This is a genomic window from Lentzea terrae, from assembly GCF_003265345.1.
GTDB classification, from domain to species: Bacteria; Actinomycetota; Actinomycetes; order Mycobacteriales; family Pseudonocardiaceae; genus Lentzea; species Lentzea terrae.
Map to the genome: position 1 here is coordinate 266,612 of NZ_QFWW01000008.1, position 24,716 is coordinate 291,327.

At 69.1% G+C, this 24,716-nt stretch carries 20 protein-coding genes and 1 pseudogene; 9 read left to right on the forward strand and 12 right to left on the reverse strand.

Annotated features, from left to right (window positions below):
- The first annotated feature begins 36 nt into the window (after window positions 1–36).
- From DI276_RS15580 to DI276_RS15595, 4 genes are all read left to right on the forward strand, one after another.
- Window positions 37–537 (forward strand): SigE family RNA polymerase sigma factor, encoded by a 501-nt coding sequence (locus tag DI276_RS15580; protein WP_198680652.1) that lies wholly within the window; start codon window positions 37–39, stop codon window positions 535–537.
- Window positions 537–1,586, forward strand: a complete 1,050-nt coding sequence (locus DI276_RS15585) for a hypothetical protein (protein WP_112264053.1) — start codon at window positions 537–539, stop codon at window positions 1,584–1,586. The genes DI276_RS15580 and DI276_RS15585 overlap by 1 nt, the downstream gene beginning before the upstream one ends.
- A gap of 274 nt (window positions 1,587–1,860) precedes the next feature.
- The gene (locus tag DI276_RS15590) at window positions 1,861–2,469 is read left to right on the forward strand and encodes a DUF4360 domain-containing protein (protein ID WP_198680653.1); all 609 of its coding nucleotides are present in this window, start codon (window positions 1,861–1,863) and stop codon (window positions 2,467–2,469) included.
- Between the two features lie 266 nt (window positions 2,470–2,735).
- A complete protein-coding gene (locus DI276_RS15595; RefSeq protein WP_232836676.1) occupies window positions 2,736–3,707 on the forward strand; it encodes a S1 family peptidase in 972 nt (323 codons plus the stop codon).
- 61 nt (window positions 3,708–3,768) lie between these two features.
- Here the strand turns inward: DI276_RS15595 and DI276_RS15600 are convergent, their stop codons facing one another.
- Window positions 3,769–6,528 carry a sensor domain-containing protein gene (locus DI276_RS15600; protein WP_112264054.1) on the reverse strand — a complete coding sequence of 920 codons (2,760 nt, stop codon included), beginning with the start codon at window positions 6,526–6,528 and terminating at the stop codon, window positions 3,769–3,771.
- A gap of 203 nt (window positions 6,529–6,731) precedes the next feature.
- On the opposite strand from DI276_RS15600, the gene DI276_RS15605 reads away from it, so the two are divergent.
- Window positions 6,732–7,892 carry a beta-ketoacyl synthase N-terminal-like domain-containing protein gene (locus DI276_RS15605; RefSeq protein ID WP_112264055.1) on the forward strand — a complete coding sequence of 387 codons (1,161 nt, stop codon included), beginning with the start codon at window positions 6,732–6,734 and terminating at the stop codon, window positions 7,890–7,892.
- 151 nt (window positions 7,893–8,043) lie between these two features.
- On the opposite strand, the gene DI276_RS15610 is transcribed toward DI276_RS15605, so the two are convergent.
- Window positions 8,044–8,454 carry a hypothetical protein gene (locus tag DI276_RS15610; protein WP_198680654.1) on the reverse strand — a complete coding sequence of 137 codons (411 nt, stop codon included), beginning with the start codon at window positions 8,452–8,454 and terminating at the stop codon, window positions 8,044–8,046.
- A 226-nt stretch (window positions 8,455–8,680) separates the two neighbouring features.
- On the reverse strand, window positions 8,681–9,877 hold the full coding sequence (locus tag DI276_RS15615; RefSeq protein ID WP_112264056.1) for an oxygenase MpaB family protein: 1,197 nt from the start codon (window positions 9,875–9,877) through the stop codon (window positions 8,681–8,683).
- A 186-nt stretch (window positions 9,878–10,063) separates the two neighbouring features.
- Between DI276_RS15615 and DI276_RS15620 the strand changes: the two genes are divergently transcribed.
- From DI276_RS15620 to DI276_RS15630, 3 genes are read left to right on the forward strand one after another with little or no spacing between them, the layout of a single operon-like run.
- Complete coding sequence (locus DI276_RS15620; protein ID WP_112264057.1) at window positions 10,064–11,674, forward strand: succinic semialdehyde dehydrogenase; 1,611 nt, start codon at window positions 10,064–10,066, stop codon at window positions 11,672–11,674.
- Window positions 11,671–12,141 (forward strand): DUF4334 domain-containing protein, encoded by a 471-nt coding sequence (locus tag DI276_RS15625; protein ID WP_112264058.1) that lies wholly within the window; start codon window positions 11,671–11,673, stop codon window positions 12,139–12,141. The genes DI276_RS15620 and DI276_RS15625 overlap by 4 nt, the downstream gene beginning before the upstream one ends.
- 8 nt (window positions 12,142–12,149) lie before the next feature.
- On the forward strand, window positions 12,150–13,313 hold the full coding sequence (locus tag DI276_RS15630) for an acyl-CoA dehydrogenase family protein (protein ID WP_112264059.1): 1,164 nt from the start codon (window positions 12,150–12,152) through the stop codon (window positions 13,311–13,313).
- On the opposite strand, the gene DI276_RS15635 is transcribed toward DI276_RS15630, so the two are convergent.
- Window positions 13,308–14,831, reverse strand: a complete 1,524-nt coding sequence (locus DI276_RS15635; protein WP_332874646.1) for a long-chain-fatty-acid--CoA ligase — start codon at window positions 14,829–14,831, stop codon at window positions 13,308–13,310. The genes DI276_RS15630 and DI276_RS15635 overlap by 6 nt on opposite strands.
- A 232-nt stretch (window positions 14,832–15,063) precedes the next feature.
- Here DI276_RS15635 and DI276_RS15640 point away from each other — a divergent pair, with 232 nt between their 5' ends.
- Complete coding sequence (locus tag DI276_RS15640) at window positions 15,064–16,248, forward strand: TetR/AcrR family transcriptional regulator (protein WP_112264260.1); 1,185 nt, start codon at window positions 15,064–15,066, stop codon at window positions 16,246–16,248.
- Here the strand turns inward: DI276_RS15640 and DI276_RS15645 are convergent.
- The 8 genes and pseudogenes from DI276_RS15645 to DI276_RS52030 form a co-directional block, all read right to left on the reverse strand.
- The gene (locus tag DI276_RS15645) at window positions 16,179–17,810 is read right to left on the reverse strand and encodes a carboxylesterase/lipase family protein (RefSeq protein WP_157984729.1); all 1,632 of its coding nucleotides are present in this window, start codon (window positions 17,808–17,810) and stop codon (window positions 16,179–16,181) included. The genes DI276_RS15640 and DI276_RS15645 overlap by 70 nt on opposite strands.
- A 67-nt stretch (window positions 17,811–17,877) precedes the next feature.
- Window positions 17,878–18,873, reverse strand: a complete 996-nt coding sequence (locus DI276_RS15650) for a hypothetical protein (RefSeq protein WP_112264062.1) — start codon at window positions 18,871–18,873, stop codon at window positions 17,878–17,880.
- A complete protein-coding gene (locus DI276_RS15655) occupies window positions 18,870–19,478 on the reverse strand; it encodes an RNA polymerase sigma factor (RefSeq protein ID WP_198680655.1) in 609 nt (202 codons plus the stop codon). The genes DI276_RS15650 and DI276_RS15655 overlap by 4 nt, the downstream gene beginning before the upstream one ends.
- A 39-nt stretch (window positions 19,479–19,517) precedes the next feature.
- Complete coding sequence (locus DI276_RS15660; protein ID WP_112264064.1) at window positions 19,518–19,829, reverse strand: winged helix-turn-helix domain-containing protein; 312 nt, start codon at window positions 19,827–19,829, stop codon at window positions 19,518–19,520.
- On the reverse strand, window positions 19,826–20,308 hold the full coding sequence (locus DI276_RS15665; RefSeq protein WP_157984730.1) for a hypothetical protein: 483 nt from the start codon (window positions 20,306–20,308) through the stop codon (window positions 19,826–19,828). Before DI276_RS15665 ends, DI276_RS15660 begins: the two co-directional genes overlap by 4 nt.
- A 101-nt stretch (window positions 20,309–20,409) precedes the next feature.
- Complete coding sequence (locus DI276_RS15670) at window positions 20,410–22,857, reverse strand: rhomboid family intramembrane serine protease (protein WP_112264066.1); 2,448 nt, start codon at window positions 22,855–22,857, stop codon at window positions 20,410–20,412.
- A gap of 28 nt (window positions 22,858–22,885) precedes the next feature.
- Complete coding sequence (locus DI276_RS15675) at window positions 22,886–24,172, reverse strand: alpha/beta hydrolase (RefSeq protein WP_198680656.1); 1,287 nt, start codon at window positions 24,170–24,172, stop codon at window positions 22,886–22,888.
- 170 nt (window positions 24,173–24,342) lie between these two features.
- Window positions 24,343–24,716, reverse strand: a pseudogene (locus DI276_RS52030) (sporulation protein); the annotation flags it as partial.

Consider the following 24,716-nt stretch of genomic DNA (forward strand, 5'->3'; position numbering starts at 1 on the left):
TAAACGGATCGCCGTCGAGGTGAGTCTTCAAGGGTGATGGCTGACTACGACGACTTCGCCCGTGCGCAACTACCGCGGTTGCTGCGGTACGCGACGATGCTCACCGGCGAGCGGGAGCAGGCGGCTGATCTGGTGCAGGACGTGCTGGTCAAGGTGTACCGGCACTGGTCCCGGATCAGCGGCACGGATCACCCCGACCGGTATGTGCTGCGGATGGTGACCAACGGCTACCTGTCCTGGCGACATAGCTGGTCTGCGCGTGTGATCGCGTCGGGTGACGTCCCCGACGAGGCACGGGCGGACGATTTCGCTTCGGACCACGCCGCGCGCGAGGACATGTGGCAGCGCTTGGCGCGGCTGCCCAAGCGCCAGCGGGCCGTGGTGGTGCTGCGGTACTACGAGCAACTGTCCGATCCCGAGATCGCCGGGCTGCTCGGCTGCGCCCAGGCCACCGTCCGGGCACACGCCCACAAGGCATTTGCGGCACTGCGGAACGGCTTGGCCATCGAGCAGATGGCGGAGGCCAGGGAGACGTGATGAACATCGAGAACCTGATCAAGGACACCTTCGCGGCGCACGAACACGACGCGCCCGACAGCGAGGCGGTGCTCGCCGCGGCACGCCAACGCATCGACAGCAGGCGCTCGGGACTGAGCCGCCCGTTCGCGGTCGCCGCCGGGGCCACCGTGCTGACCCTCGGCGCGGTCACCGCTGTGGTGCTGAACCGGCCGGAGCCCGCGGAACACGCCCAGATCGCCGCCCCCACCAACGGATCGCAAAGCCAAACCCCGACCGCTACCGCGCCGGCCGCGGCAGGGCTGCAGATGCCCTACTCCCTCGGCTGGCTCCCGCCTGGCTCGGTCGCCTACCGCGTCCACCGAATCAACGTCGGGTCGAGCGGGGCCAAGCCGGACGTGCCCCTGTACGGCGGTGAGTACATGCTGACCGTCACGGCCGACGGCCAGGTCCTGCAGGTCGACGTCCAGCAGTTCCGGATGGTGTCGGTGGACGAGGCGGCGTTCAAGTCGGGCCCGGGCAAGTCCGTGACGATCAACGGGCAGCGCGGGGTCGAGAGTTCGGTGTCCACCGGGCCAGGTGGCTACGAGCTGTACGTGGCGCACCCCGACGGCGGTTCGATGTACGTGAACGTGTCCGCCGCCCCCGGCAGCAATGCGCCCCCGCAGCAACTCGTCGACGCCGGCCGCCGGATCGCGGAGAACATCCGCTTCCCGGGCACGACGACCGTCACCCCGGCGTACGGCCTGCGCGACCTGCCCAACGGGATGCGCATCTGCGCCTTCGACGTCACACAGGGGGGCCCGGCCGGGCCAGGGACCAACACGAGCTACCGGCTGGGCACGTGCACAGTCCAGCCGTCGATCTTCGTCAACAGCGCTGTCGGCGGCAACCCGCCCGGCACGCCGGGACAACCCGTGCAGGGCCACGCGACGCGCTACGCCGACGAGAACGGCTACCGCCAGTTGTGGGTCCTCGACGCGGTCGGCGGAGCCCCGGTCGTCATCGCCGGCCGGGTACCGCAGGCCGACCTGTACGACATCGCCAGCCGGCTCGTCCTGCCGCACTGACTGCGGCTCGAACAGGGGTGAACCAGAACCTGTTGCCGATCAACACTGGGGGTACAGGTTCTGGGTGACCGGGACGTAGCTGCGGCGACGTCGGGCAGAGGGCCGGTGTTGTCGTCTGGCGGGCGTTGGCGGTGGCCGGCGCGGCTTTGACGACGACACCGGCTCGGCCGATCGTCAGGTAATCGCAAGGCGGCAGGAAACCCACCAAGCCGCCGTCATCGGGTTGGGTACTTCTACTCCGCCGCTGCCCAGCGTACGAGCCGGAAGGTGTCCAATGATCCACGCGATTGTCGCCGCGGCCATGGCGATGTCCACCGCCGTCCTCCCACAGGCCGACATCCCGCCACCCGGTGCGGTCACCATCGACATGATCAACGGAAGCGGCTGCCCGAAAGGCACGACCTCGGTGACGGTGTCGCCGGACAACTCCGCCTTCCACGTGGTCTTCAGCAGCTATGCGGCCAAGGTCGGCCCCGGTGCCGCGCCGACGGACTTCCGGAAGAACTGCCAGCTGAGCATCAGGGTGAACGCGCCGGAGGGCTTCGTCTACGGCATAGCCGAGGTCGACTACGCCGGCTACCTCCACCTCGAACGCGGTGCCACCAGCACCCTGAAGTCCAACTACTACTTCCAGGGCATGACGGACACGGGCTCCCGCAGCCACAACTGGCAGGGCCCGATGGATGACGAGTGGCAGGCCACGGACGTGGGCTCGCCGATCATCTACCCGCCCTGCGGCGTGAACAGGAACCTCAACATCAACACCGAGCTGCGGGTCAACGTGGGCACGTCGGATCGGAAGAAGACGAGCTTCATGGCGATGGACTCGCTCGACGGCTACGCCAAGACGGTCTACCACTTCTCCTGGAAGCGTTGCCCGTAACCGGAAAACCTGGTCGCAGGCCCGGAACCTCGATGGTTCCGGGCCTGACGACTGCTGGTCGCGTCAGTATTGAAACGTTCAATTTCTGACACGGTGCTGTCCTCAATTGACAGGACAGGCCAGGTTCATACGTGAATTGAAACGTGTCATTGACACGCCGTGAGAGCGCGCACAACGATCGGAGATCCCTGCATCGGTTCCCTGCCGAGCCAGGCCATCCCTGGACACGCCGGCCTCGGTGTGTCCCCTGCATCGGGGAGGCAGTTGTGAAGATCAAACGCGCGATCGTGGTGGGAGTGGTCGTCGGCGCCGCGCTGGCGGCACCGGCCGCGCAAGCGGCGCCGTCGGACGCCGGGTCCTATTTGGACCAGAGCACCGGGGCGATGGTGGTGAACGTGACCACGAAAGCAGAAGCGCAGCGGGTACGCGCCGCCGGCGGCACGGCCAAGATCGTCAAGCACAGCGGTGCCGTTCTGCGAGCCGCGACCGACGAGTTGCGCCGCTCGGCCACCGTCCCCGGCACGGCGTGGGGTGTGGACCCGGTCACCAACCAGGTGCGCGTCACCGCCGACAGCACCGTGACGGGCGCGAAGCTCGACCGGTTGCGAGCGGCCGTCGCCGCGCTCGGGGACAAGGCGCGGCTCGAGGCGGTGCCCGGCGTCATGCGGCCGTTCATCGCGGGTGGCAATCCCATCTACAACGGTCCGTGGCGTTGTTCGCTCGGGTTCAACGTGGCGTCGGCCGACGGCACCGCGTACGCGCTCACGGCCGGGCACTGCACCAACACCGGGCCGGACTGGACCGGACCGGGTGGCCGGTTTCTCGGCTGGCGCACCGGAAGTTCGTTCCCCGGCAACGACTACGGGATCATCCGCTACGCCGACGGCTGGGACCGGCCGGGCGGCGTGTACATGTACGACGGGACCGTGCGGGACATCAACGCCGCGGCCGATCCGTATGTGGGGCAAGGTGTGGAACGCAGCGGTAGCACCACCGGCAGGCATGGCGGTGTGGTCACCGGCCTGAACGTGACGGTGAACTACGAGGAAGGTTCGGTGTACGGCATGATCGCGACGACGGTCTGCGCCGAGCCTGGTGACAGCGGTGGCTCGTTGTTCGCGGGCAACACCGCGCTGGGCCTCACTTCTGGCGGCAGCGGCGACTGCAGGACCGGCGGCCAGACGTTCTTCCAGCCCGTCGTCGAGGCGATGTACAACTACGGCGTGTGGGTCTACTAGGTCAACGAGAGAGCCGCCGGGCGACCGGCGGCTCTTCTCTCCGGACGCAGGCGGTGGGACTTCACAGCTCGACCAGCCGCGCCGGCCTCCCCAGGTGGAATCCCTGTGCCTGGTCGCACCCGAGCGTCCGCAGGATCTCCAGCTGTTCCACCTGCTCCACGCCCTCGGCGATCACGGTCAGGTCGACGGCGTGGGCCATGGCGATGATGCTCGTGACGATCGCTTCCGCCTCGTCCGAACGGCCCAGCCCCGCCGTGAAGGAGCGGTCGATCTTGAGCGTGTCCAGCGGCAGGGTGAGCAGCTGGGCGAGGGAGGAGTAGCCGGTGCCGAAGTCGTCGATCGCGAGCCGCACGCCCAGGTCGCGCAACGCCGCCAGGGTGCGGGCGGCCTGCGCCGGGTCGCGTGTCAGGGCGCTTTCGGTGATCTCGAGGCACAGCGAGCTGGGGTCCAGCCCTGCCTTGTGGGTGGCGTGCCGGATCGTGGACATGAGCCACGGGTCGTCCAGCTGGCGAGCGGAGAGGTTCACGGACAGCTCGAGTTCCGGCGCTCCCGCGGCGATCTCGCGGGTGGCGATGTGCAACATGTGGGCGCCGATGATGTCGATCAGGTCGCTTTCCTCGGCGAGCGGGATGAACTCGCAGGGGGAGATGAGGCCGTAGCACGGGTGCGTCCAGCGCAGCAGGCCTTCGACGGCCGTGCGCCGGTCCGTGCGGAGATCGATGATCGGCTGGTAGGCGAGCCACAGCTCGTCACCCAGCGGTGCCATGCGCAGGTCCTGCTCCAGCTGCAGGCGGCGCTGGATGCTTTCGCGCAGTTCGACGTCGAAGAACGCGACGCGGCCCCGGCCCGTGGTTTTCGCCTGGTACATGGCGAGGTCGGCGTCGCGGAGCAGGTCGGAGCCGTCGCGGGGGTCGCCGGGTTCCGCGATCACGATGCCCACGCTCGCGTCGACGTGCAGCTGCCGTCCCTCCACCGAGATCGGCCGGTTGAGCTCGGCGCGGATGTGGTTCGCGAGAGCGGTCGCCTCGTCCGGGCCGGTCACGCCGAAAGCGATGACGGCGAACTCGTCACCGCCGAGCCTGCCCACGACGTCGCCGCGGCGAGAGCTTCGGCTCAGCCGCGTGCCGACGATCCGCAGCACCTCGTCACCGGTGCTGTGGCCGAGGGAGTCGTTGATGACCTTGAACTTGTCGAGGTCGATGAACAACGCAGCGGTCAGCCCGGACCGGTGTGCCCGCGCGGCTGGACTGAGCCGGTCGATGGTCACCGCGCGGTTGCACAGGCCGGTCAACGCGTCGTGCGTCGCATCGTGCTCCAGCCTGCTGTCGATCATGCGGCGTTCGGTGATGTCGGTGAACGACACGACTGTCGCCGACGGCAGACGTCCGTCCTGGGCGAGTGCCCGGGCGCTCAGCGACAGCCAGACGTGGGTGCCGTCCGGGCGTCGCGCGCGGAGGATCCGCCCGTGCTGCGCTGTGCCGGTCGTCCGGGTGATGGCCGACGGGAAGTGCTCGGGCGGGATCGGCTGGCCGGCCTCGTCGTGCAGTTCGGTCAACGACGCCGCTTTGCCGATCACCTCCGGCGCGCGGATGCCGAGGATTCGCTCGGCCGCTGGGTTCACGGACTCGACGAGTCCCGTGCTGCCGACGACGAGCACACCCTCCCCGATGGCAGCGACCACTGCCGTGAAGTGCTGCTCGGCGCGCCTGCGGGCGGTCTCGTCCGCGCAGATCAGCACGTACCCGCCGTCCATCCGGGCGACCGAGGCCCGCACCGCCAGCGTGTCGCCGTCGGATCTGCGGTGCACCGCGTGGACCACACCTCCGCCTTCCAGCACCGCCGCCGGGTCCAGCGGCGCACCGATCACCTGGCCGATGGACTGCCCGATCGCGTCGGCCGCGCGCAGGCCGTAGACCTTCTCCGCGCCGGGGTTCCAGCTCGTCACGACGCCCTCGGACGTGGTCGCGATGAGCGCGTCGCTGACGTGCTCGGCAAGCGCGGCCTGGTAGCGCATCGCGGCCGCGGCCGCCTTCTGCTCGGTGACGTCCCGCATGATCACCTGGAACGCCGGGCGGCCCTCCCAGGTCGTGCGCACCGAGACCGACTCGATGTCGGTGGTGCCGCCGTCGAACCGGACCAGCACGGCGTCCGCCGGATCGCTCGTCGCGCCCGGCTCGGCCAGCTTGGCGATCCGCCGCAGCATTTCCGGCTGTGAGTCCGGGTGGACGAAGTCGGTGATCGGCCGCCCGAGGAGGTCGGCGTCGGACCGCGCCCGCACGAACCGGATCGCCGCCGGGTTCGCGTACACGAGCCGGCCTGCCTCGTGCACCACGATCGCGTCGGGGGAGAGGTCCACCAGGAGCCGGTAGCGGTCGGCGAGATCCGCCAGTTCCCGTTGCTGGGCGTGGCGCCGGGTCACGTCGGCGACGACGCCGACCAGGGCCCGTGCGGAACCGTGGGTGGAGACACGGGCGCGGAAGTGGAGCCAGCGCGGGCCGGCCTTGGACTCGAGGGGCTGCTCCAGCTCGAAGTCCTGCCACGCCGGCGCCGTCTTCGCGGCCAAGGTGAGCGGTGCGACCAGCTCGGCCAGTCTTGCGCGCACGGTCCGGGTGTCAGCGCCGGGAACGCCGATCACCACGTCGAGGCCCGGCATCCACCCGAACTGCTCCGCGCCGAGGTCCAGCCACCACACGACGGCGGTGCCGACCGAGAGCGCGAGCTCGACCAGCAGCTCCTGGTCGAACCCGGCATCACCGATCAGGCCGCTCACGTCTTGGCTCCCAGATCCGACGTCTTCCCGGATGCGCGGTGGCGTGACCATCGTGAAGTCCTACTACACGCTTGACCAGAGCCGCATCCGTCTGGCGTAAACACGGTGAACCGTTATATCCGGTCGTCTGCTCCGCCGGACTGTCAGGGTTCGCTCACAATGTCCATTGTGGACGAATGAATTCCTTCGTGCGAGGTCGTCGGCGCGGTTACCCTGGAAGTGAGGTGTCGGCCCTCGGTGTGGGGGAGCTGGATATGGTCGCGCGAGGTGTGGGTATCTGCGGAATCGGCGTGGTCAGCGCGTACGGGTGGAGCCGTCGGTCGCTCTGGGAGGGACTGCTGAGCGGGAAGCCCGCCGCTGCCGTCGTCCCTGAGCTGGGCCGATTTCCCGGCGACACGGTCTGGGCGGCGCGGGTCGGCGAGGGCGGTGATCCGGCCGACGGGCCGAGCAGGTTCGCGCAGGCGATGCGCGCCGCCGCGAGAGAGGCCATCGAGGACGCGGGTGCGCGAGGCTGGAGTCCCGGCCGGCGAGTCGGCCTGTTGCACGCGGTCGTGCTGGGCGAGGTGGACCTGTGGCGCGACTTCTACGTCACGCGCGGTGGCGAGCTACCGGTGCGCGACTACCTGGCGTTGATGCCGTCCACGCCCATGTCGATGTTGATGCAGGAATACGGTTTCCACGGCCCGGCTGTGAACGTCTCGGCGATGTGCGCGTCGGGCAACGCCGGCCTGATCACCGCGAAAGCATGGCTGGACGCCGGGATCGTCGACGACGTCGTGTTCGTCGCGACGGATCTTTCGCTCACGCCGGAGAACGTGTCTCACTTCGTCCGGCTCGGGGTGGCGATCGTGGACGCCGAGCCGCTCGACGCGTGCCGTCCGTTCCAGCAGGGCAGCAGGGGTTTCGTGATGGGCGAGGCGTCAGTGGCGTTCGTCCTTTCGCGCCGTGCGACACGTCCGTACGCGTTCACGCTCGGTGGTGCGATGTCGCACGACGCTTACCACGTGACGTCGATCGATCCACGGCTCGACCAGATCACCGCGTGCTTCAGCGACGCGCTGGGGAACGCGTCGGTGAGCGCGGCTGACGTGCGTTACCTCAACGCGCACGGTCCCGGCACCGCGCAGTGCGACGCCGCCGAGGCGGCCGTGCTGGAGCAGCTGTTCGCGCCGGAAACCGAGATCTACTCGGTGAAGCCGCTGACGGGACACTGCCAGGGCGCGGCGTCGTCGATCGAAGTCGCGGTGACCGCGATGGCGTACGACAGCGGGGTGATCCCGGCGCCACCGGTGGTCGCCTCAGGGCACCCGCGACTGCTGGACGGGCTCACACCGCTCGGCGCCGGTCTCACGATCAAGTCGTCACTCGGCATGGGTGGCCACAACTCCGCGGTCGTGCTGGCGCCGCCCGCCTGACGGATGGGGATCGGGCCGGGCGCGGCTTTGCAGTCCACTGTGGACTTTCGGCGGTGTCGGGCCGTGGGAGACGAGCTCGTTTCACTCGTCTCCCACGGACCTCTTGAGGTACGTCAGGCGGACTTGCCTGGCTGTGCTTTCACGCGAGTCGTCAGTTGATGAGAACGACGGTGTAGTTCAGGGTGGCGCCGCTAGCGGTGTAGGTTGCCGTCTGACCGTTGCGGCAGTACGAGACGAATGTGTTGCCGGTCTGGCTGGTTCCGCCGACGGCCTGCACGAGGGGGCGCACGTCGGAGCCTTCTGCCAGTTCGGTCGCGGTGAGGTCGACGACCCGCCACTGGTTGATCGGGTAGTTGTCGGTCTCGGGTGAGAGCCCTCCGGAGCGGGTCGTGACGCGGAACGACAGCACGAACCCCGCGTTGTTCACCACGGCCACCTTCTGCACACAGGGTGCGGCGGCGGTCTCAGCCGCCGATGCCGGTGGGTGTGCGACCAGTGTTCCGGTCAACGCGGCCATGGCGCCTGCGAGGGCGAGATGCGTGAAGGACTTGTTGGCTGGCAACAGATGTACCTCTCTGCTCGCTACTGGACGGAACGCCGCGGATGATGATCCGCTGCGAGGCCCGGATTTCCGCTGTGCCGCAGGGGCAAACAGGAATAGTTGCGAGACAAGGGAAACTGCGGCCAACTGGTGGCACTGTCTGCTGCGGATGGTTCGCTCAGCAGTTCGTCAAGTGACGCCCCGTCGAAGTCAAGTGGCTCAAGTGGACAGTGCTGCCGAGTTGGGTTCAGGCTTCGGGACGGTTCGCGGTGGGGATCGTGATGAGGGTGGCCTTCGGTGAAGTTCCTTTGTTGAGGAACAACATTGCCAGCGCGCGGATGAACTGGTCGAACAGGTAGAACCCGACGGGCATGACGGGCAGCAGTCCTTCGCGGAAAGCGATGTAGGCCGGCCACCCGGTGCGGATCATCGCCGCCGCCGCGTAGTCGCGGCGCAGTCCCAGCCAGTCGCCGATCGCGTCGCTGAGCACGTAGCGGACGAACTCGTTGAGGAATCCGCGAGTGACGCCCAGGTCGATCTGCGCGGTCAGCCCGAGAAGGTCCTCGGCCAGCTCCCGGCCCTCGCGGGTCGGGGCGAGGATCGGCGTCAGCACCTGTGCCGACTGGGCGTACGCGGCGGCCCAGGTCTTGGGGATGAACTCGTCCCGCACACCCAGCAGATGGATGGCGACCTGCCACATGTGCAGGAACGCGTCCTCTTCCGCGGCCGACATCGGAACGCGCCATTCGCGCAGCTTCCTGTGCACGAAGGTGCCGAGGCTGTGGAAGGTGACCAGGATGTCGCCGTTGCTGATCGGGATCTGCTCGTCGTTGACCGCCTGCCACTGCGGCGACTGGGGGAGCAGGTGTCGCACCGCCGCGTGCACCAGGCGAGTCTTGTTGGCTGTCACCACGAATTGGCCCGTGGGTTCGAAAGCGTTCAGCTCGCTCATGTCGTAGCCGAAGGTGAAGGTCTTGGCCGCGCGGTCCTTCATGTCGGCGCCGCCTGCGGACCAGTAGACCGACTTGGCCTCACGTGGGATGACGGTGCTCATGATGCCGCTACCGAGGCCGTACAGCAGGAACAGGTAGGTGTCCTTGCGCCGGTTGAAGTCGGCGGCGAGGCGCAGCTTGGCGCGGTCGGCGAAGGAAGGCAGCCGGTTGACCTTCTGCAGGTAGGCGGCGAGCCCGGCCGGCAGGCCGCTGGGCAGTGGGTCGTTGTTGTTCACCCACGACCGCATCGCGGTGTTGACCGCCGGAACCTGGCCGTTGTCGAGAAGGCTCGCGAGCAGACGGTCCACCTCGTCGTCCCACACCCACCACGGGTCGCTGCTCGCCAAGCCGTCGCCCACCGGGGCCGCCCCTGCCGGAGCGGCGCCGGCCACGCTCGCCAGACCCAGCGCGACGCCGAGTGTGAGGACGTTCCTCCTGTTGAGATTGCTCATTTACTTACCTGGCTTCCATGGTAGGCATGTTTGCCGATTTTTTGGGTATCGAGCAGCAGTCCGGTGCTGGGTCCTCCTTGATCCTGCATGAGATTTCTCGTTAACATAGTCAGGCTGCACCAGGCCGCCGTCCAGCGGCAAGCCGATCGCCGACCTGAATCGGTCCGCTACTCCAGAGGAGTCTCGATGGCCGCGGAGCAGACCCGGATCCCAGCAGCCTCGGTCGCGAGTTCTCGCCCCGCCTGGGTGACCGAAGAGCTGGTCGAACAGTGGTGCGCGTGGGTGCGTCGAGAGGTGACGCGGCACGGGAACCCGGATCCGGTGACCGCTGTCGCGCCTTACGACCTGGCACCGACTCCGGCGGTTCCGGCGTGTGCCGACGAAGACGTCGCGTCCGCTGTCGTGAGCGCCGGGCAGGCCCAGCGGGAGTGGGCGCGAACATCGGTCGCGGGCCGTGGCGAGATCGTGCTCGCCTTCCACGACCTGCTGTTGGCGCGGCAGGGGCAGGTGCTCGACCTGATCCAGTGGGAGACCGGCAAGGCGCGGTACCACGCCTGGCAGGAGGTGGCTCAGGTCGCGACGATCGCTCGCCACTACGCGCGCCGGGCACGGCATTACCTCGGACCTCGCCGGGTGCGCGGAATGGTGCCGGGCCTGACGAGAGTCAGGGAGGTGAGAGTGCCGAAGGGCGTCGTCGGCGTCATCTCTCCCTGGAACTATCCGCTCTACCTCGGCGCCGGCGACGTGTTGCCCGCACTGCTCGCCGGCAACGCGGTCGTCTCGAAGGCTGACTCCCGGACACCGCTGACCCTGTTGTGGACCCGTGCCCTGATGGCGGAGGCGGGCCTGCCGGACGACCTGTGGCAGATCGTGACAGGTCCGGGGGACGTGGTGGGGACCGCTCTGGTCGACTCCGTCGACTTCGTCTGCTTCACCGGATCGACCGCCACCGGCCGCACGGTGGCCGAGCGTGCCGCGCGGCGGCTCATCGGCGCGTCCCTCGAACTCGGCGGCAAGAACCCGCTCATCGTGCGCGAGGACGCCGACGTCGCCGCCGCGGCGGCCGGCACCGTGGTGGCCGCTTTCGCCAACACCGGACAGATGTGCATCCACGTCGAACGCGTCTACGTGCACGAGGGGGTCTACGACGCGTTCCGCGACGAGCTGGTGCGGGCGACCAGCGCACTGCGGTTGGGGCAGACCTACGACTACTCGGCCGACATCGGGTCACTGATCTCCGCGGCTCAGCTCGCGGCCGTCGAGGCACACGTCGACGACGCGGTGGGCAAAGGGGCGACCGTGCTCGTGGGCGGCCGCGCTCGTCCGGACGTCGGCCCGTTGTGCTACGAGCCGACGATCCTCGAAGGCGTCACCCCGGACATGGCCGTTTTCGGGGAGGAGACGTTCGGCCCAGTGATCTCCTTGTACCCCTACGCAGCCGACAGCGATCCTGTTTCGCTGGCCAACCAGGGGACCTACGGCCTGTCGGCATCGATCTGGTCGCGTGACACCCGCATGGCCAGCCGGATGGCGTCGCGGATCCGCGCCGGCTCGATCAACGTCAACGATGGCGCGGCGGCCGCCGCCGGCAGCGTCGAGGCCGGGATGGGCGGTATGGGCGACAGCGGGCTCGGCAGGCGCCACGGGGCCGAGGGGATCCGCAAGTACACCGAGAGCCAGACGATCGCCGTGCAGCGCCTCATGCCTCTCGGCCCGTCGCCGAAGTCGTCCGCGCAGAGCTTCGTCCACCGCACCAACCGGCAGCTGGCCCTGCTGCGGCGCCTGGGGATCCGATGAGCGACGACACGATGGCACGGTGGAAGGCACTTCGCGCGGCGCCGGGCCCCATCGACCCGGTCGACCTCGACGCCCTGTGGGCGGATCTCGAGGTCGTCGTGGCGTCGGCGCTCGTCGGCTCCTGGCGCGGCTTCGCCTTCCCGACCGGACACCCCGTCGAACGGGTGCTGGCGAGAAGCCGTTGGCACGGCAAGCGGTTCGCCGCGCCGAACGACGCCACACCGCTGGTCTGCCGGGCCGACGACGGCAGCCTCTACTCCGACACCAACGCGGGCAAGGGCGAAGCCAGCCTGTGGAACGTCGAGTTCCGCGGTGAGGTCACCGCCACGATGGTGTACGACGGCATGCCGGTCCTCGACCACTTCAAGCGCGTGGACGACAACACGCTGATGGGCATCATGAACGGCAAACCGGACGTCGTGCTCGCGGACGGCCGCCACTTCTACTTCGGCCTGGAACGCGAGTGAGGATCGGGATGAGCAGCGTGATCTCCCCACAACGATCGCTCTACGAGGACGACCACGAGCTGCTGCGCGACACGGTCCGCGCCTTCGTCGACAAGCACGCCGCACCCCACGCCGAGCGGTGGCGGGCGGAGGGCAAGGTCGACCGCGCGCTGTTCGAGGAGGCGGCCAAGGCGGGACTCCTCGGTTTCGGCATTCCCGAGGAGTACGGCGGTGCCGGCATCACCGACTACCGCTTCAACGCGGTGATCGGGGAGGAGTTCTGCCGCAACCCGGTGTCGGACGGGCTCGCCGGGGTCGCGCTGTCCAACGACATCGTCGTGCCCTACTTCACCGGCCTGGCCAACGCCGAGCAGAAGGCCCGCTGGTTGCCCGGTATCGCCGCGGGAAAGCTCATCGTCGCGATCGCGATGACCGAACCGGGAACCGGGAGCGACCTGGCCGGGATCAGCACCACCGCCGTTCGCGACGGGGACCACTACGTGGTCAACGGCAGCAAGGTCTTCATCTCCAACGGGCAGAACGCCGACCTCGTGGTGACCGCCGTCCGCACCGGCCCCGACCGCCACCAGGGGCTCAGCCTGCTGGTCGTCGAGGCCGATCGCGCCGGCTTCTCCCGTGGCCGCAACCTCGAGAAGATCGGGCTGCACGCCCAGGACACCAGCGAGCTCTTCTTCTCCGACGTCCGGGTTCCCGTCGCCAACCTGCTCGGCGAGGAGGGATCCGGCTTCCTCGGCCTGATGCGCAACCTGCCCCAGGAACGGATCTCGATCGCCGCCAATGCCGTGGCCTCGGCCGAGGGCGTGCTGGAACGCACCCTCGACTACGTCAAGCAACGCAAGGCGTTCGGCCGGCCGATCGGATCCTTCCAGAACACGCGCTTCGAACTGGCCTCGATGGTCACCGCCGTACGAGTGAGCCGGAGCCACGTCGACGACCTGCTCGCCAGGCACTCCCGCGGCGAGCTCAGCGCCGCGGACGCGGCGGCGGCGAAGTTCTGGACCACCGAGCAGTACGTCGACATCGTCGGGCGTTGCCTTCAACTGCACGGCGGTTACGGCTACATGCTCGAGTACCGCATCGCCCACGACTACCTCGACTCGCGCATCACCACGATCTACGGCGGCACCACGGAGATCATGAAAGAGATCGTCGGCCGCGATCTCGGGCTATGACGCCCTGCGCTCCTCGTCCATGGTGCGAAGTAAATCCTTGGTCACCTTCCCGCCCGCGTTGCGGGGGAGTCCGGCGACCACCACGAGATCCCTGGGCATCTTGAACGAGGCGAGCCGTCCGGCGAGGAACTCGGTCAGCTCCGACAGGGACACCTCGCTGCCGGGCGCGACGGTGACGAACGCGACCGGCACCTGGCCCCAGCGGTCGTCCGCCCTGCCGATCACCGCGACCTCCAGCACCGAAGGGTGCTCCGCGATGACGTTCTCCAGTTCGGCGCAGTAGATGTTCTCACCGCCGCTGATGATCATGTCCTTCTTGCGGTCGACCACCCAGACGAAGCCCTCGTCGTCCTGCCTGACCAGATCACCGGAGTGGAACCAGCCTCCCGCGAACGCCTCCGCGGTCTCCTTCGGCTTGTTCCAGTACCCCTGCGTCACGGTGGGCCCGCGATAGACGATCTCGCCCACCTCGCCCGTGGCGACGTCGTTCATGGCGTCGTCGACGATGCGGTACTGGATCGTGGGGATCGGCCGGCCCACGGATCCGAGCTTGCGCGACGAGTCCTCGCCACGCAGCACGCAGGTGATCGGTGAGGTCTCGGTCTGGCCGAACACGGCCACGTTCAGGGCACCGGGGAACTTCTCGGCCATGGCGAGCAGCGTCGCCCGGCTCGCGGGGGCGGCACCCCAGCTGATGATCCGCAGCTTCAGATCGCGCTCGCCGATGTCCGGCTGGGCACAGATCAGGTCCCACTGCTGCGGAACGTTGAACACCACGGTGGCACCCTCGCGTTCGTAGGCGTCGAGCACCGCGCGGGGATCGAAGGCGCCCAGCGGGTGGATCACGACCGTGCCGCCGACCAGGATGTTCGCCACCATCGAACCCAGACCAGCGATGTGGAAGAAGGGCGCGGTCAGGAAGCCGACGTCGGAGTCGTCGAACATCTCCATCGCCCTGATGCAGGTGAGCGCTTGCAGCTGCAGGTTGCGGTGGGACAGCAGCACTCCCTTCGGTCGGCCGGTGGTGCCCGAGGTGTACATGATCAGTGCCGTTGACTCCTCGGCGACGTCGGGCAGCTCCATCGGCTCATGTGCGGACAACAACTCCTCGTACGCGGCGTGCGCTCCGGCGCTGTCCGGTTCTCCGATGACGATCACCGTGCCGATCGACGCGGCGCACGGCACGGACTCGAACAGCGGCAGCAGTCGCGCGTCGACGACGATGGCCGACGGCGTGCAGTCGGTCAGGACGTGGTCGAGCTCCAGCGGTGCGAGCCGGAAGCTGAGCGGGACGGCCATGGCCCCCAAGCTGTTGGCCGCGAACACGCTTTCCACGAACCACGGGTGGTTCAGGGTGAGCATCGCGACGCGGTCACCCCGCGCCACTCCTCGGGCGGCGAGCGCGGCGGCCAGTCGCAACGACCGCTGCGACAACTGCGCCCAGGTCGTGGTCTGCCCGAGGTACCGCAGTGCCGGCTTGTCCGGTCGCATCATCGCGTGCGTGGCGGCGTGTGCCATCCAATGGTGCCGGAAAGACCAGGCTGGAACCGCGGCGGTCGGCATGTGACCGCTCCTCTCCGCTGCCGGATCGGCGTTGCTCGCGGGGGTCAGTATGCCTGCCGAGCGGCTGGTTGAGAAGGATTATGTAAATCAGGAATCACACAGCGGCAGGTCGGGGGACGCAGGGTTCGTTCCGTGGTTCACTGGCGCACATGGGCTTGGTTTCGCGTACGTACGTCCGGGTGCCGTGGTGACCGCCGAGCCGGCTGCGGCCGTCCGGCCGCGCAACCGCAGGCAACTCATCGTGGACGCGGCCGGTCGTGCCTTCAGCGAGCACGGTTACCACGCGGCGTCGATGGAGGAGATCGCCGCCAGCGTGGGCATCACCGCGGCGGCCCTGTACCGGCACTTCCCGAACAAGTACGCGCTGTTCGCCGAGTGTGCGAACGTGATGGTCGATCGGCTGGTCGCGGCACTCGGCGAGGTGGCCGGCGAAGCGGCCCTGGCGGACGTGCTCGCGGCCCTCACCCGGGTCACCGTCGCCCATCGCGCTTCGGGCGGCGTGTACCGGTGGGAGGCCCGCTACCTCAACCGCCAGGACCGCAAGGTGCTCCGGACGAAGTTCGGCCACGTAGTCGGCAGGGTGACCGAGGTGCTGAGGCGTGAGCACCCGCTGCCCGACGAGCACCTGCGAGCCGCGGCGGCCCTCGGCGTGATCGGGTCCATCACGATGCACCACACCTCGATCTCACCACGCAGGGCCGAAGAACTGCTGCTGGCGTCCGCCCTGCGCGTGGCAGCCGCCGACCCCGCGGCCGCCGCCGGAAACGCCCGCCGCGTCGAACTCCCCGCACAGCCCGTGCCCCGCACTCGTCGCGCCGAGATCCTCGCGGCCGCCATTCCCCTGTTCGAGCGGGACGGTTTCGCCAGCGTCACGAACGGCATGATCGCCGAGGCCGTGGGCCTGGTTCCGTCCGCGCTCTACCGCTACTTCCCCGGCAAGGCCGACATCCTGGCGGCCGCCTGCCTGCAGGCAGCCGGACTGCTCACGCAGGCGGTGGAACAGAACCTCCGCGGCGTCACCGATCCGCACGACGCCGTGACCGTGCTGGCGGCCACCTACGTGGCCTACAGCTTCGAGCACACCGCACTCACCAGCGTCGCCCAGGCCGAGGTCGCCGGCCTGCCGCCCGACGTGCGGCGGCCCCTGGTCGTCGCGCAGCGCGAGCACATCGCCGTGTGGGAGCAGCAACTGCGGCTGGTACGTCCCGAACTCGACTCACGCCAGGCGCGAGCGCTGGTGCACGCCGGGTTCGGCGTGGTGGTCGAGGCCGGACGCAGCGTGCGATGGCGGGACACGCCTGCTCACCGCGACGCCCTTGCCGCTCTGCTGGTGAGTGCACTCGGGCTGCTGACACGTCCTGCTTCACCGTGATCACCAGCCGTGGTGCGTTGACCGGCCTCTTCGTCCCAGAAAGCCAGGTTGTGGTTGCTCTCCCGGTCGAACCGGCCGATTCGACCGAGGTCGAGGCCCTGCACGTACGGCGTGGTGTCAGCCGGGTCGACGCGGGGCCACGCCGGCAGACCGGGCCGGTTGGGGTCGCCCGTGGTCGCGAAGCGGACCCAGTAGTCGATCATGCGGTCGCCGAGGCGGCGCTGTGCGGTGGTCAGCTGCACGTCGTCGGCGCGCAGGTCGAACAGGTACCGCAGCTCGGAGCCGTGTGCGGCGAGCGGCTCGACACCGGACGGGAACTCGGGAATCGCCGGTGCCGTGCGGTCGAGGAACTCGTAGGCGTACACCGGGATCTTGGTGGCGAACTGGCGATCCGCCGCACGTTGTGGCCACGTCCAGTCGAGGTCGGTCATGATCGCGCCCATCGCCTGCACCGCGGAACCGCCGTGCGCTTCGAGCGGGTACCGCTGTGCGACCGCCGCCGCGTGCGACCCGAAGTGCTTCGTCAACGCGGCCGCGTAGCCGTCGGGACCGAGACCGGGGAACAGCAGCGGCGCGAAGAACGTGCCCTCGTCGCGAGTGGTGCCGGTCAGCAGCGGCACGTGGTTGAACCGCCCGGCCGGCACCGCCACCGCGGGGTCCTCCGGCAGCACCGTGTTCCCGAAGGCGGGCAAGGGAAACGCCGGCGCGGCGAGCAGGTCAGGGACGGGCTTTCCGCGCAAGCAGTCGAGTGTCGCGCACCCCAGCTGGGTGGCGATGCTCTGGCCATGCCCCTGGTGCCACTCGTGCGGGACGAACAGCGGCACGTCCAGCAACGGCCGGAAGTCCTTGCCTGCGAAGGAGTTGGGCACACAGGCCGTGCTCTGCGCGATCGCCCGCTGGAACAACCCGGCCGCGCCCGGTGACGCGAGCTGTGCGCACACCGAGTGCGCCCCGGCGGACTCCCCGGCGAGGGTGACGTTGTTCGGGTCACCGCCGAACGCCGCGATGTTGCGCCGCACCCAGCGCAGTGCCGCCTGTTGGTCCTCGATGCCGAACGCGCCACCGTTCGCGAGCCCGGGAAAACCGAGGAAACCGAAGTTCCCCAGCCGGTAGTTGACGGTCACCACGACCAGACCGCCTCGCTTGACCATCCGGCTCGGCAGGTAGTCGCTGCCCGCGCCGTTCATGAGCCCGCCGCCGTGCAGCCACACCAGCACCGGTGCCTTCCTGGCCGCAAGAGGTGTGGTGACGTCGAGGAAAAGGCAGTCTTCGGTCACGCTGGCCGGCCGGCCGCCGACAGCGGCCTGAGGGCATCGACTGCCCGGCCGGGTCGCGTCCAGCACCCCGGACCACGGCACCGGTGGCACGGGTGAGTGCCACCGGAGGCCGCCGACCGGCGGTGCCGCGTAGGGGATTCCTTCGTAGGAACGGACATTCGCATTCGTGGTGCCCCGCACCAGGCCGTCGTCGGTACGCACCGCAGCGTTGGCACCAGCCACGGCAGGCGCGGCACCCAGCACCAGCGCGCCAACGGCGACCATCGCCCCCAGAAGTCGTTTCATGATCCTGACAGTGACAGCCTGGCACACCGCACACATCAACCGATCGGTTGATGATCAAGCTCTGGGGTCAGCTGACGCCTTCGGCCAGTTCGATCACCTGCCGCTGGGTGAAGTCGGCAGGGACCTGGAGCTGGAAGGCCCGGCCGTCGGGCAGGGGAGCCTGCAGCATCCACCGCTTCCCGGGGATCTGGACGAGGTCGCCCTGCCGGCCGTTGACGGACACGGGGATGGCGTCCCGGGGGCCGCCTTCGACGGCCCGCCCGTAGTTCGGGACGAGTCCGAGCATGGTGCTCACGTGGATGGTGCGGTCCGGGTTGCGCGGATCCCGCAGTGAGGTGACCGCTCCGGCACCGTCCTGGGCGGCGTCCTTGAAGGCGTGGAGCTCCCAGCCGGCCGGGGCGACGCTGATGTCCAGGCTCAACCGCTTGTCCGTGTCGACCAGGGTGCCGGCCAGCGAGCGGACGGTGTGCTCGTCGGCGAAGCGGCCGGAACCGGTGAGTTTGATCCACTGGCCGGGCGACCGTTCCCAGCTGAGGGTCACCGCGCGATACGCGGGTTCCTTCTGGTCGATCTTCTCGACTACGGCCGGCTTGCCGGCATAGGTCGTCTGGGCACCGTCGCCGCCCGGCTGGCTCGAGGAGGCGACGACGTAGATCGTGCTCATCTGTTCGCCAGGTTTGTTCTCGGCGTCGCGGTAGACCGCGGCGAGCCATCCGGGTTCCGCGGTGAAGCCCGGCTCGGTCACACCGCTCGGAACCGGGTTCAGTTCCGGCGGCAGGGTCGGCATGTGGAACTTGATCAGCACAGGAGCCTCGTGGGTGGGGGACGGTGACTTCGGCGTGCGGGTGCCTTCGTTCGCGATGACCCCTGCGACGACGGCGACCGCGGCAGCCGCGGCGGCGATGATCGTCGTGCGGCGACGAAGGCGGCTCGGCCGGCCGGTCTTGGTGCGTGTGGTGGCGTGGATCTCGGCCAGCAGGTCGGCGCGGGCCTTGGCCAGCACCTCGTCGGACAGCGGAGTCGGCGCCGGGCCGTGCTCCCGGATCATGGTGAACTCGTTCATGCTGTCTCCTCGGTGGTCAGCCAGCGGTCGCTGAGGCGGTCGCGAACCTTGCTGCGAGCGCGGTGCAGCCGGGATCGGACGGTGCCGACCGGGATGTCGAGCGCGACGGAGATCTCGGCGTAGGACAGCTGCGGATACGTCCACAGCAGCAGCACGTCCCGGTCCTCTCCGGACAACGCGGCGAGTGCCTCGGCCAACTCGCCGCGCAGCGCGTGGGCGTCGACGCGGCCGGCCACCTCGCCGAGCTCGGTGGTGGTCTCGAGGTGTCCTGCCGCGCGGCCGAACGCCCGGTACCGCCGCTCCTCGTCGCGGGCGTGCCGGCGCACGAGGTTGGTGGCGATGCCGAACAGCCACGCTCGCACCGGCCCGCGGTCGGGGGCGTAGCCGGTTCGGCCGCGGAACGCGAGCAGGAAGGTCTCGCTCGCCAGGTCGTCCGCCAGCACGCCGACCCGCCGGGACAGGTACCCGTGTACGACCGGGGCGTACCGGTCGAAGATCGTCGCGAACCGTTCTGGCGTGACCAGGGACTCCGCGAGCAGGTCCTCGTCCGAGATCTCAGGCGGCGGCTCGCCCCGCCGAGCAGGTTCGGCCGAGGGTTTTGACATGGTCATGCTTCCTGTTGACCGAAGTCGCGATCCGGTTCGTCAACGGGGCAGAACCGAGGCGCCGGCGCGGGCCACGATCTCCTGCAGCGCGGCGACGTGCTGGTCGAACGCGGCACGCCCGACGCTGCTGAGCCGTGCCGAGGTACGCGGCCGTTTGCCGACGAAACCCTTGCGGATCTCGACGTATCCGGCTTCTTCCAGGGTGGTCAACTGCTTGGACAGCGCCGAGTCCGACAGCCCGACGCTGTCGCGGATGAACTTGAACTCCGACCACTCGGTGGCCGCGAGCAGCGCCACGATGGACAACCGGGTCGGCGCGTGGATGAGCTCGTCGAACCGCGGCTTGGTCATCGGACGCCGCCCGAGCGGCCGGCCAGCATGATTCGCCGCAGGAACCGCATCAGCAACGGCCCGCCGACGACCATGACAACGCCGCCCAGCAGCACGCCCCAGAGCGCCGCATGGGCGATTCCGTTGGCGTCCAGCGTGAACGCGGTCGGCAGAGAGACCGCCAGGACTGCCGCCACGAAGCCGAGGATCGCCAGGACGCCCACCGGGCCGAGCAGGTTGTTGCGCGGCTGCGCCCTCCGCAGAGCACCGGCCATCACCCAGCCGGTGGCGGCCAGGACACCGAGTACGAAACCGCCGGTACCGATGCCGATCGCGAGCGGCTGACGCGACTCGATCGCCACCACCAGGCCGACCTGCAGTCCGGCGATGGCCCACCAGAACCACCAGGGGATGATCGCCAGTTCGATCACTTGTCCCCGGCGCTGCTCGATCTCGGCAAGCGCTCGAGCGGCGTCGTCAGGTCGTAAGCCGTCTGCCATGATGCCCTCCCCGAAAGTACTTTCCTAGTTGGAAAGTAGCAGGAGCTTTCCTGGCAGGCAACTGAACGAGCTCCGACGAGTCGTGCTGCGCGCCGGGCCGTTCAGGAGCGGACGATCACCCTGGCCGCGAGGCGGAAGCCCTGTCGTGGGGTGACGTGGGGCAGGTAGGCGCGGCTGACCGCGTTCGCGATGCGGGGCAGCGCGGCGGCGTCCGGGTAGGCCATGTACATCGGCCGGTACACGGGCTGGAACTTCGCCTTGAACGCGAACAGCGAACGGAACCCGTAGACCGGTTCCATCACCTGTCCGGTGAGGTCCAGCACCCGCTGCAGCAGGCGGGGACGTTCACCCCGGTCCAGCCGGGCGAGCGGTGCGCCGGACAGGCTCAGGAACCGGGCACCCTCGTTCTTCAGCTCCAGTGCGGCCGAGGCGATCAGGAACTCCATCGTGCCGCGGAAACCGTTGGCACGGCGGCGCATGAAGTCGAGCGTGTAGCCGACGACCTCACCGTCGGAGTAGACCGGCAGCCAGCTCGTGATGCCGTGCACGGTGCGGTCGGTGTCGATCGCGAGCAGGCACCGCACGCCGTCTCCGGTGAGCTCCTCGAGGCCGCCGAGGGTGAAGCCCATCTCGGGCAAACCCTTGTCCGCCACCCATTCCGAGGAGATCGACCGGATCTGGTCGGTGATCGCGGGAGGTGCGTCGGCGTAGGTGCACCACTCGGCGGTGATGCCTTCCTTGGCGGCCTTGTTCAGGGCGGTGCGGACGTCCTGCCACTTCTTGCCGGTGAAGGCCAGCGTGTCGAGCTCGATCACGGTGTCCTCGGCGACCTGCACCGCCGGCCAGCCGAGCGGGGCAACCTCGTCCCGTGTCTCGGCACTGATGCTGTACAGACATGGAGTCCAGCCGTTCTCCTGGCAGAACTCGGCGAATCCGCGCACGGCGTCGATGCGGCCGGGTCCGATCGGGTCGCCGACGGTCAGCGCGATCGTGGCCACCACCCGGTACGCGATCACCGTCTCGCCGTCCGGGGTGAACCAGTACTGGTTGCCGCGCCACGTGGTCATGTACGCCAACGACGAACCGCCGTGCCGCAGCATCAGTTCGCGGGCCTGGGCCGCTTCCTGCTCCGATGAGGACGGCCATGCGCGCCACGAGGCCATCAGCAGACCTGCCAGCACGATCAGCCAGAACACCACGCCGGTGTACTCGTACAGCAGCGTGCCGGCGAATCCGTGGGCCTGGAAGTGCAGCGGTACCAGGCCGAGGTAGCCCGGCGGCAGGAACCGGGTCGGCAGGTCGGCCAGCAGCTGGAGAAAACCGGGTTGCGGTGTGAACTGGTCGCGCACGAGGTAGCCGCCGAACACGTACAGCGCGGACAGCAGGCCGATGCTGCCCAGCGTGAACCGCCAGAACTTCCGGATCGCGTGCCGGGGTAGCCGCACGGTGAAGTACTTGCGGGTCAACAGCAGCACGAGGGTGATGGCGAGCGGTGCCAGGATCGGCAGGCCGTAGGAGAAACCGACTTCCAGGTCACCGTTGTCCGGGAACCGCGCGGCTTCGGCGACGTACCAGCCGGTGACCGCCGCGTACGCCGTGGTGACGCCCAGCGCCGACCACCAGGCGAACCGCCGCCCGCGCCGCAGCCCTTCGGCGAGCACCAGCAGCAGCAACGCAGGCAGCAGTGACATCACCAGCGCGGGGAACCGTCCGTAGGACAGCTGGATCAGCATCGTGCGGCACTGCTCGGCCGCGTCGGAGGCGCACGCGAGGTCCACGTCGTCCCGCGCCGGCTGGGCGACCGCCACCACGTCGGAGAACCACGCCAGCGGGCCGTTCGGGAACGGCGACATCATCGCCACCACCGGTCCGAGCGCGGATGCCGCCACCAGCAGGCCGATGAGAACCCGCTTCTCCGCCAGGGTTCCCGGCGTGCGGGCAACGTCCCGGCGGAGGAAGAACAGCCCGATCAGCAGTCCGGCCACGCCACCGGTCAGCCGCAGCAGGTCCTCCAGCCAGCCCGAGTACAACACGAGTACGACCAGCGCCAGGGCGGTCATGAGCCGGACGCGCCGCCGCCACAACACCGGCATGCGGAACGTCAGCGCCAGCGCGAGTCCCGCCGCGCCGATCGACGGCCCGGCCGCGACCGCGCCGGTGAGCGACTCCAGCCAGGACCAGCCGAGGTTGCTGCCGAGCAACACGACACCCAGGCCCAGGAACACGCCGATCACGTGGGAGGCGAGGAAGATCGTCGCGGTGCGCAGAGCGCCGAGTTCGCGTTCGGCCATGGTGCCGAAGACGAGCAGCAGCACCGTGGTTGCCACGTAACCCGTGAGATCCATGGCCCACAGCGCTGAGGAGAGCGCCGTCCACAACGGACTGCCGGTGCCGAAGCCGATCCGCCCGAGCAGTTCCTCGTTCGGGCCACCCAGCGCACCGGTCAGTGCGCCGACGGTCCAGAACGCGATGACGAAGACGCTCGTCAGGGGAGCGGTCCGGAACAGCCTGCCGACCAGCCTGGTGATCCGGTCCAGTTGCGTGCTCATGTCTCTCGTTTCCGGGTGGTGACTTCGGTCATCGGCTCAGCCCTGTTCGCGAGGCGAGCCACGGCAAGGAGTCGTAGAGGCCGGGCCGCCACACGTTCCAGTCGTGCCCGCCCGGAAGTTCTTTCCACAGCACGTCCATACCGGCCTTGCGACAGGCCTCGAACACCTCGGCGTCCGCCTGGCGGTAGGTCACGTCGTCACGCCCTGCGACGATCACGCCCGCGGTCTGCGGAAATCGTTCGCGGGCAAGGACGTCCATCGGGTTGACGCGCACGAACGCCGCCTCGTCCCCGCCGAACGCGGCTTTGACCGTCTCGGCCCGGGAGCTCAGCGTCGGCTCGCGCTGCCCGGTGAGGTTGATGAAGTTCCCGTACACGTCCGGCGCGCGCACCGCGAGCTGAATCGCGCACGTGCCACCCTGGGACAAACCCGCGATGGTCCAGGCCTCGCGGCGCTCGTCGACCGTCAGCCGCCGCTTGATCCACGCGGGCACCTCACGAGCCAGGTAGGTCTCCGACTGCCCCAGCTTCGAGTCCAGGCACAGCGGGTTCGCCATCCGTGCGCCGAGCTGGTCGGCCACGACCACGATCGGCGCCAGTCCGTTGTGCTCACGCGCGAACGCGTCCAGCCGGTCGGTGAGCCGGCCCGCGTCGAACCAGTCACGCGGCGAACCCGGTTGCCCTGGAAGCAACACCACCACGGGCAGTCGCGGGCGGGGCGTGGCGGCGTACGCGGGCGGCAGGTAGATCCACGCCGGACGCGCGTTGAACGCACCGGGTATCGGCGCCTCCGAGACCGTGCCCTTCTCCGGCAGGTCCGCGGGCTTCTGCCAGACATCGGCGAGCTTGCCGCCCGCGGGTACCTCGAGCACGCTCGACGCCGGCTTGGCGGCCTCGTCGAGATCCACCCGGTTGTTCGTGAGCAGCTCGAGCACCGCGCGTGAGGTGGGGTAGAAACCGAAGTGCGCGTTCGTCGCCGTGACTGCGCTGGTCATCACGACCAGCACCAGCACGACGCTCAGCAGCCGCCAGTACCACCGCCCGGCCCGCAGCCGCGCGACCGCCAGGCAGACCGCGAGCAGCGTCGCGCCCACCCACAGCGTCAGGATCGCGGGAAGCGGCTCGGGCCACGGCTTCCACGCGTGGTCGACCAGGAACTTCAGCCCGGCTGTCACAGCCGCGCAGGTCAGCACGACGACCGGCACGGTCCGGGTCCACCACGTCCGGTTCGTCCGGACTGCCAGAGCGACCAGCGCGAGCACGCCGGCAACGGTTGCGGTGACGGGGATCGGCCCGTTGATCAGCGACAAGTCCACTGGGCTGAGCATCCGTTCCTCGGCAAGTTCGCAGGTCGCTCTGGAGGAGCAAGTCCTCTGTGGACATTTATCCCATGGTTGGAAGTGGTCTGCTTCCTCAGCCTGAAAGGTGCGTGACAGGCGCCCGAGGGGGAGTGACGCCTGTCACGCAGGTCTCGGTGCGAGTCCGGTCAGCCTTCGTCGTCGCCGAAGAACTCGTCGGCCATGCTGCTGATCGCCATTCCACCGAGCACACCGCCCGCGGCGCCGGCCGCACCGGCGGCGAGCATGCCGCCCATGCCCGGTCCGCGCCGCTGACCGTGCTGGTCGTCGTGGTCGTAGCCGCGGCCGCCGTACCCGGGCTGTCCGCCGTACCCGGGCTGTCCGCCGTAGCCGTGCTGGCCGCCGAACGCCGGGTTGTGGCCGTTCTGGCCGCTGAACGCCGGGTTGTGGGCAGCACCGCCGAACGCGGGGTTGGTCTGGCCTCGGTCGGCGACCTGCGCGAGCCAGCCGCTGATGGCCGCGGCCCAGTCGGTGACCTGCGCCTCCTGGTGGGACAACCGAA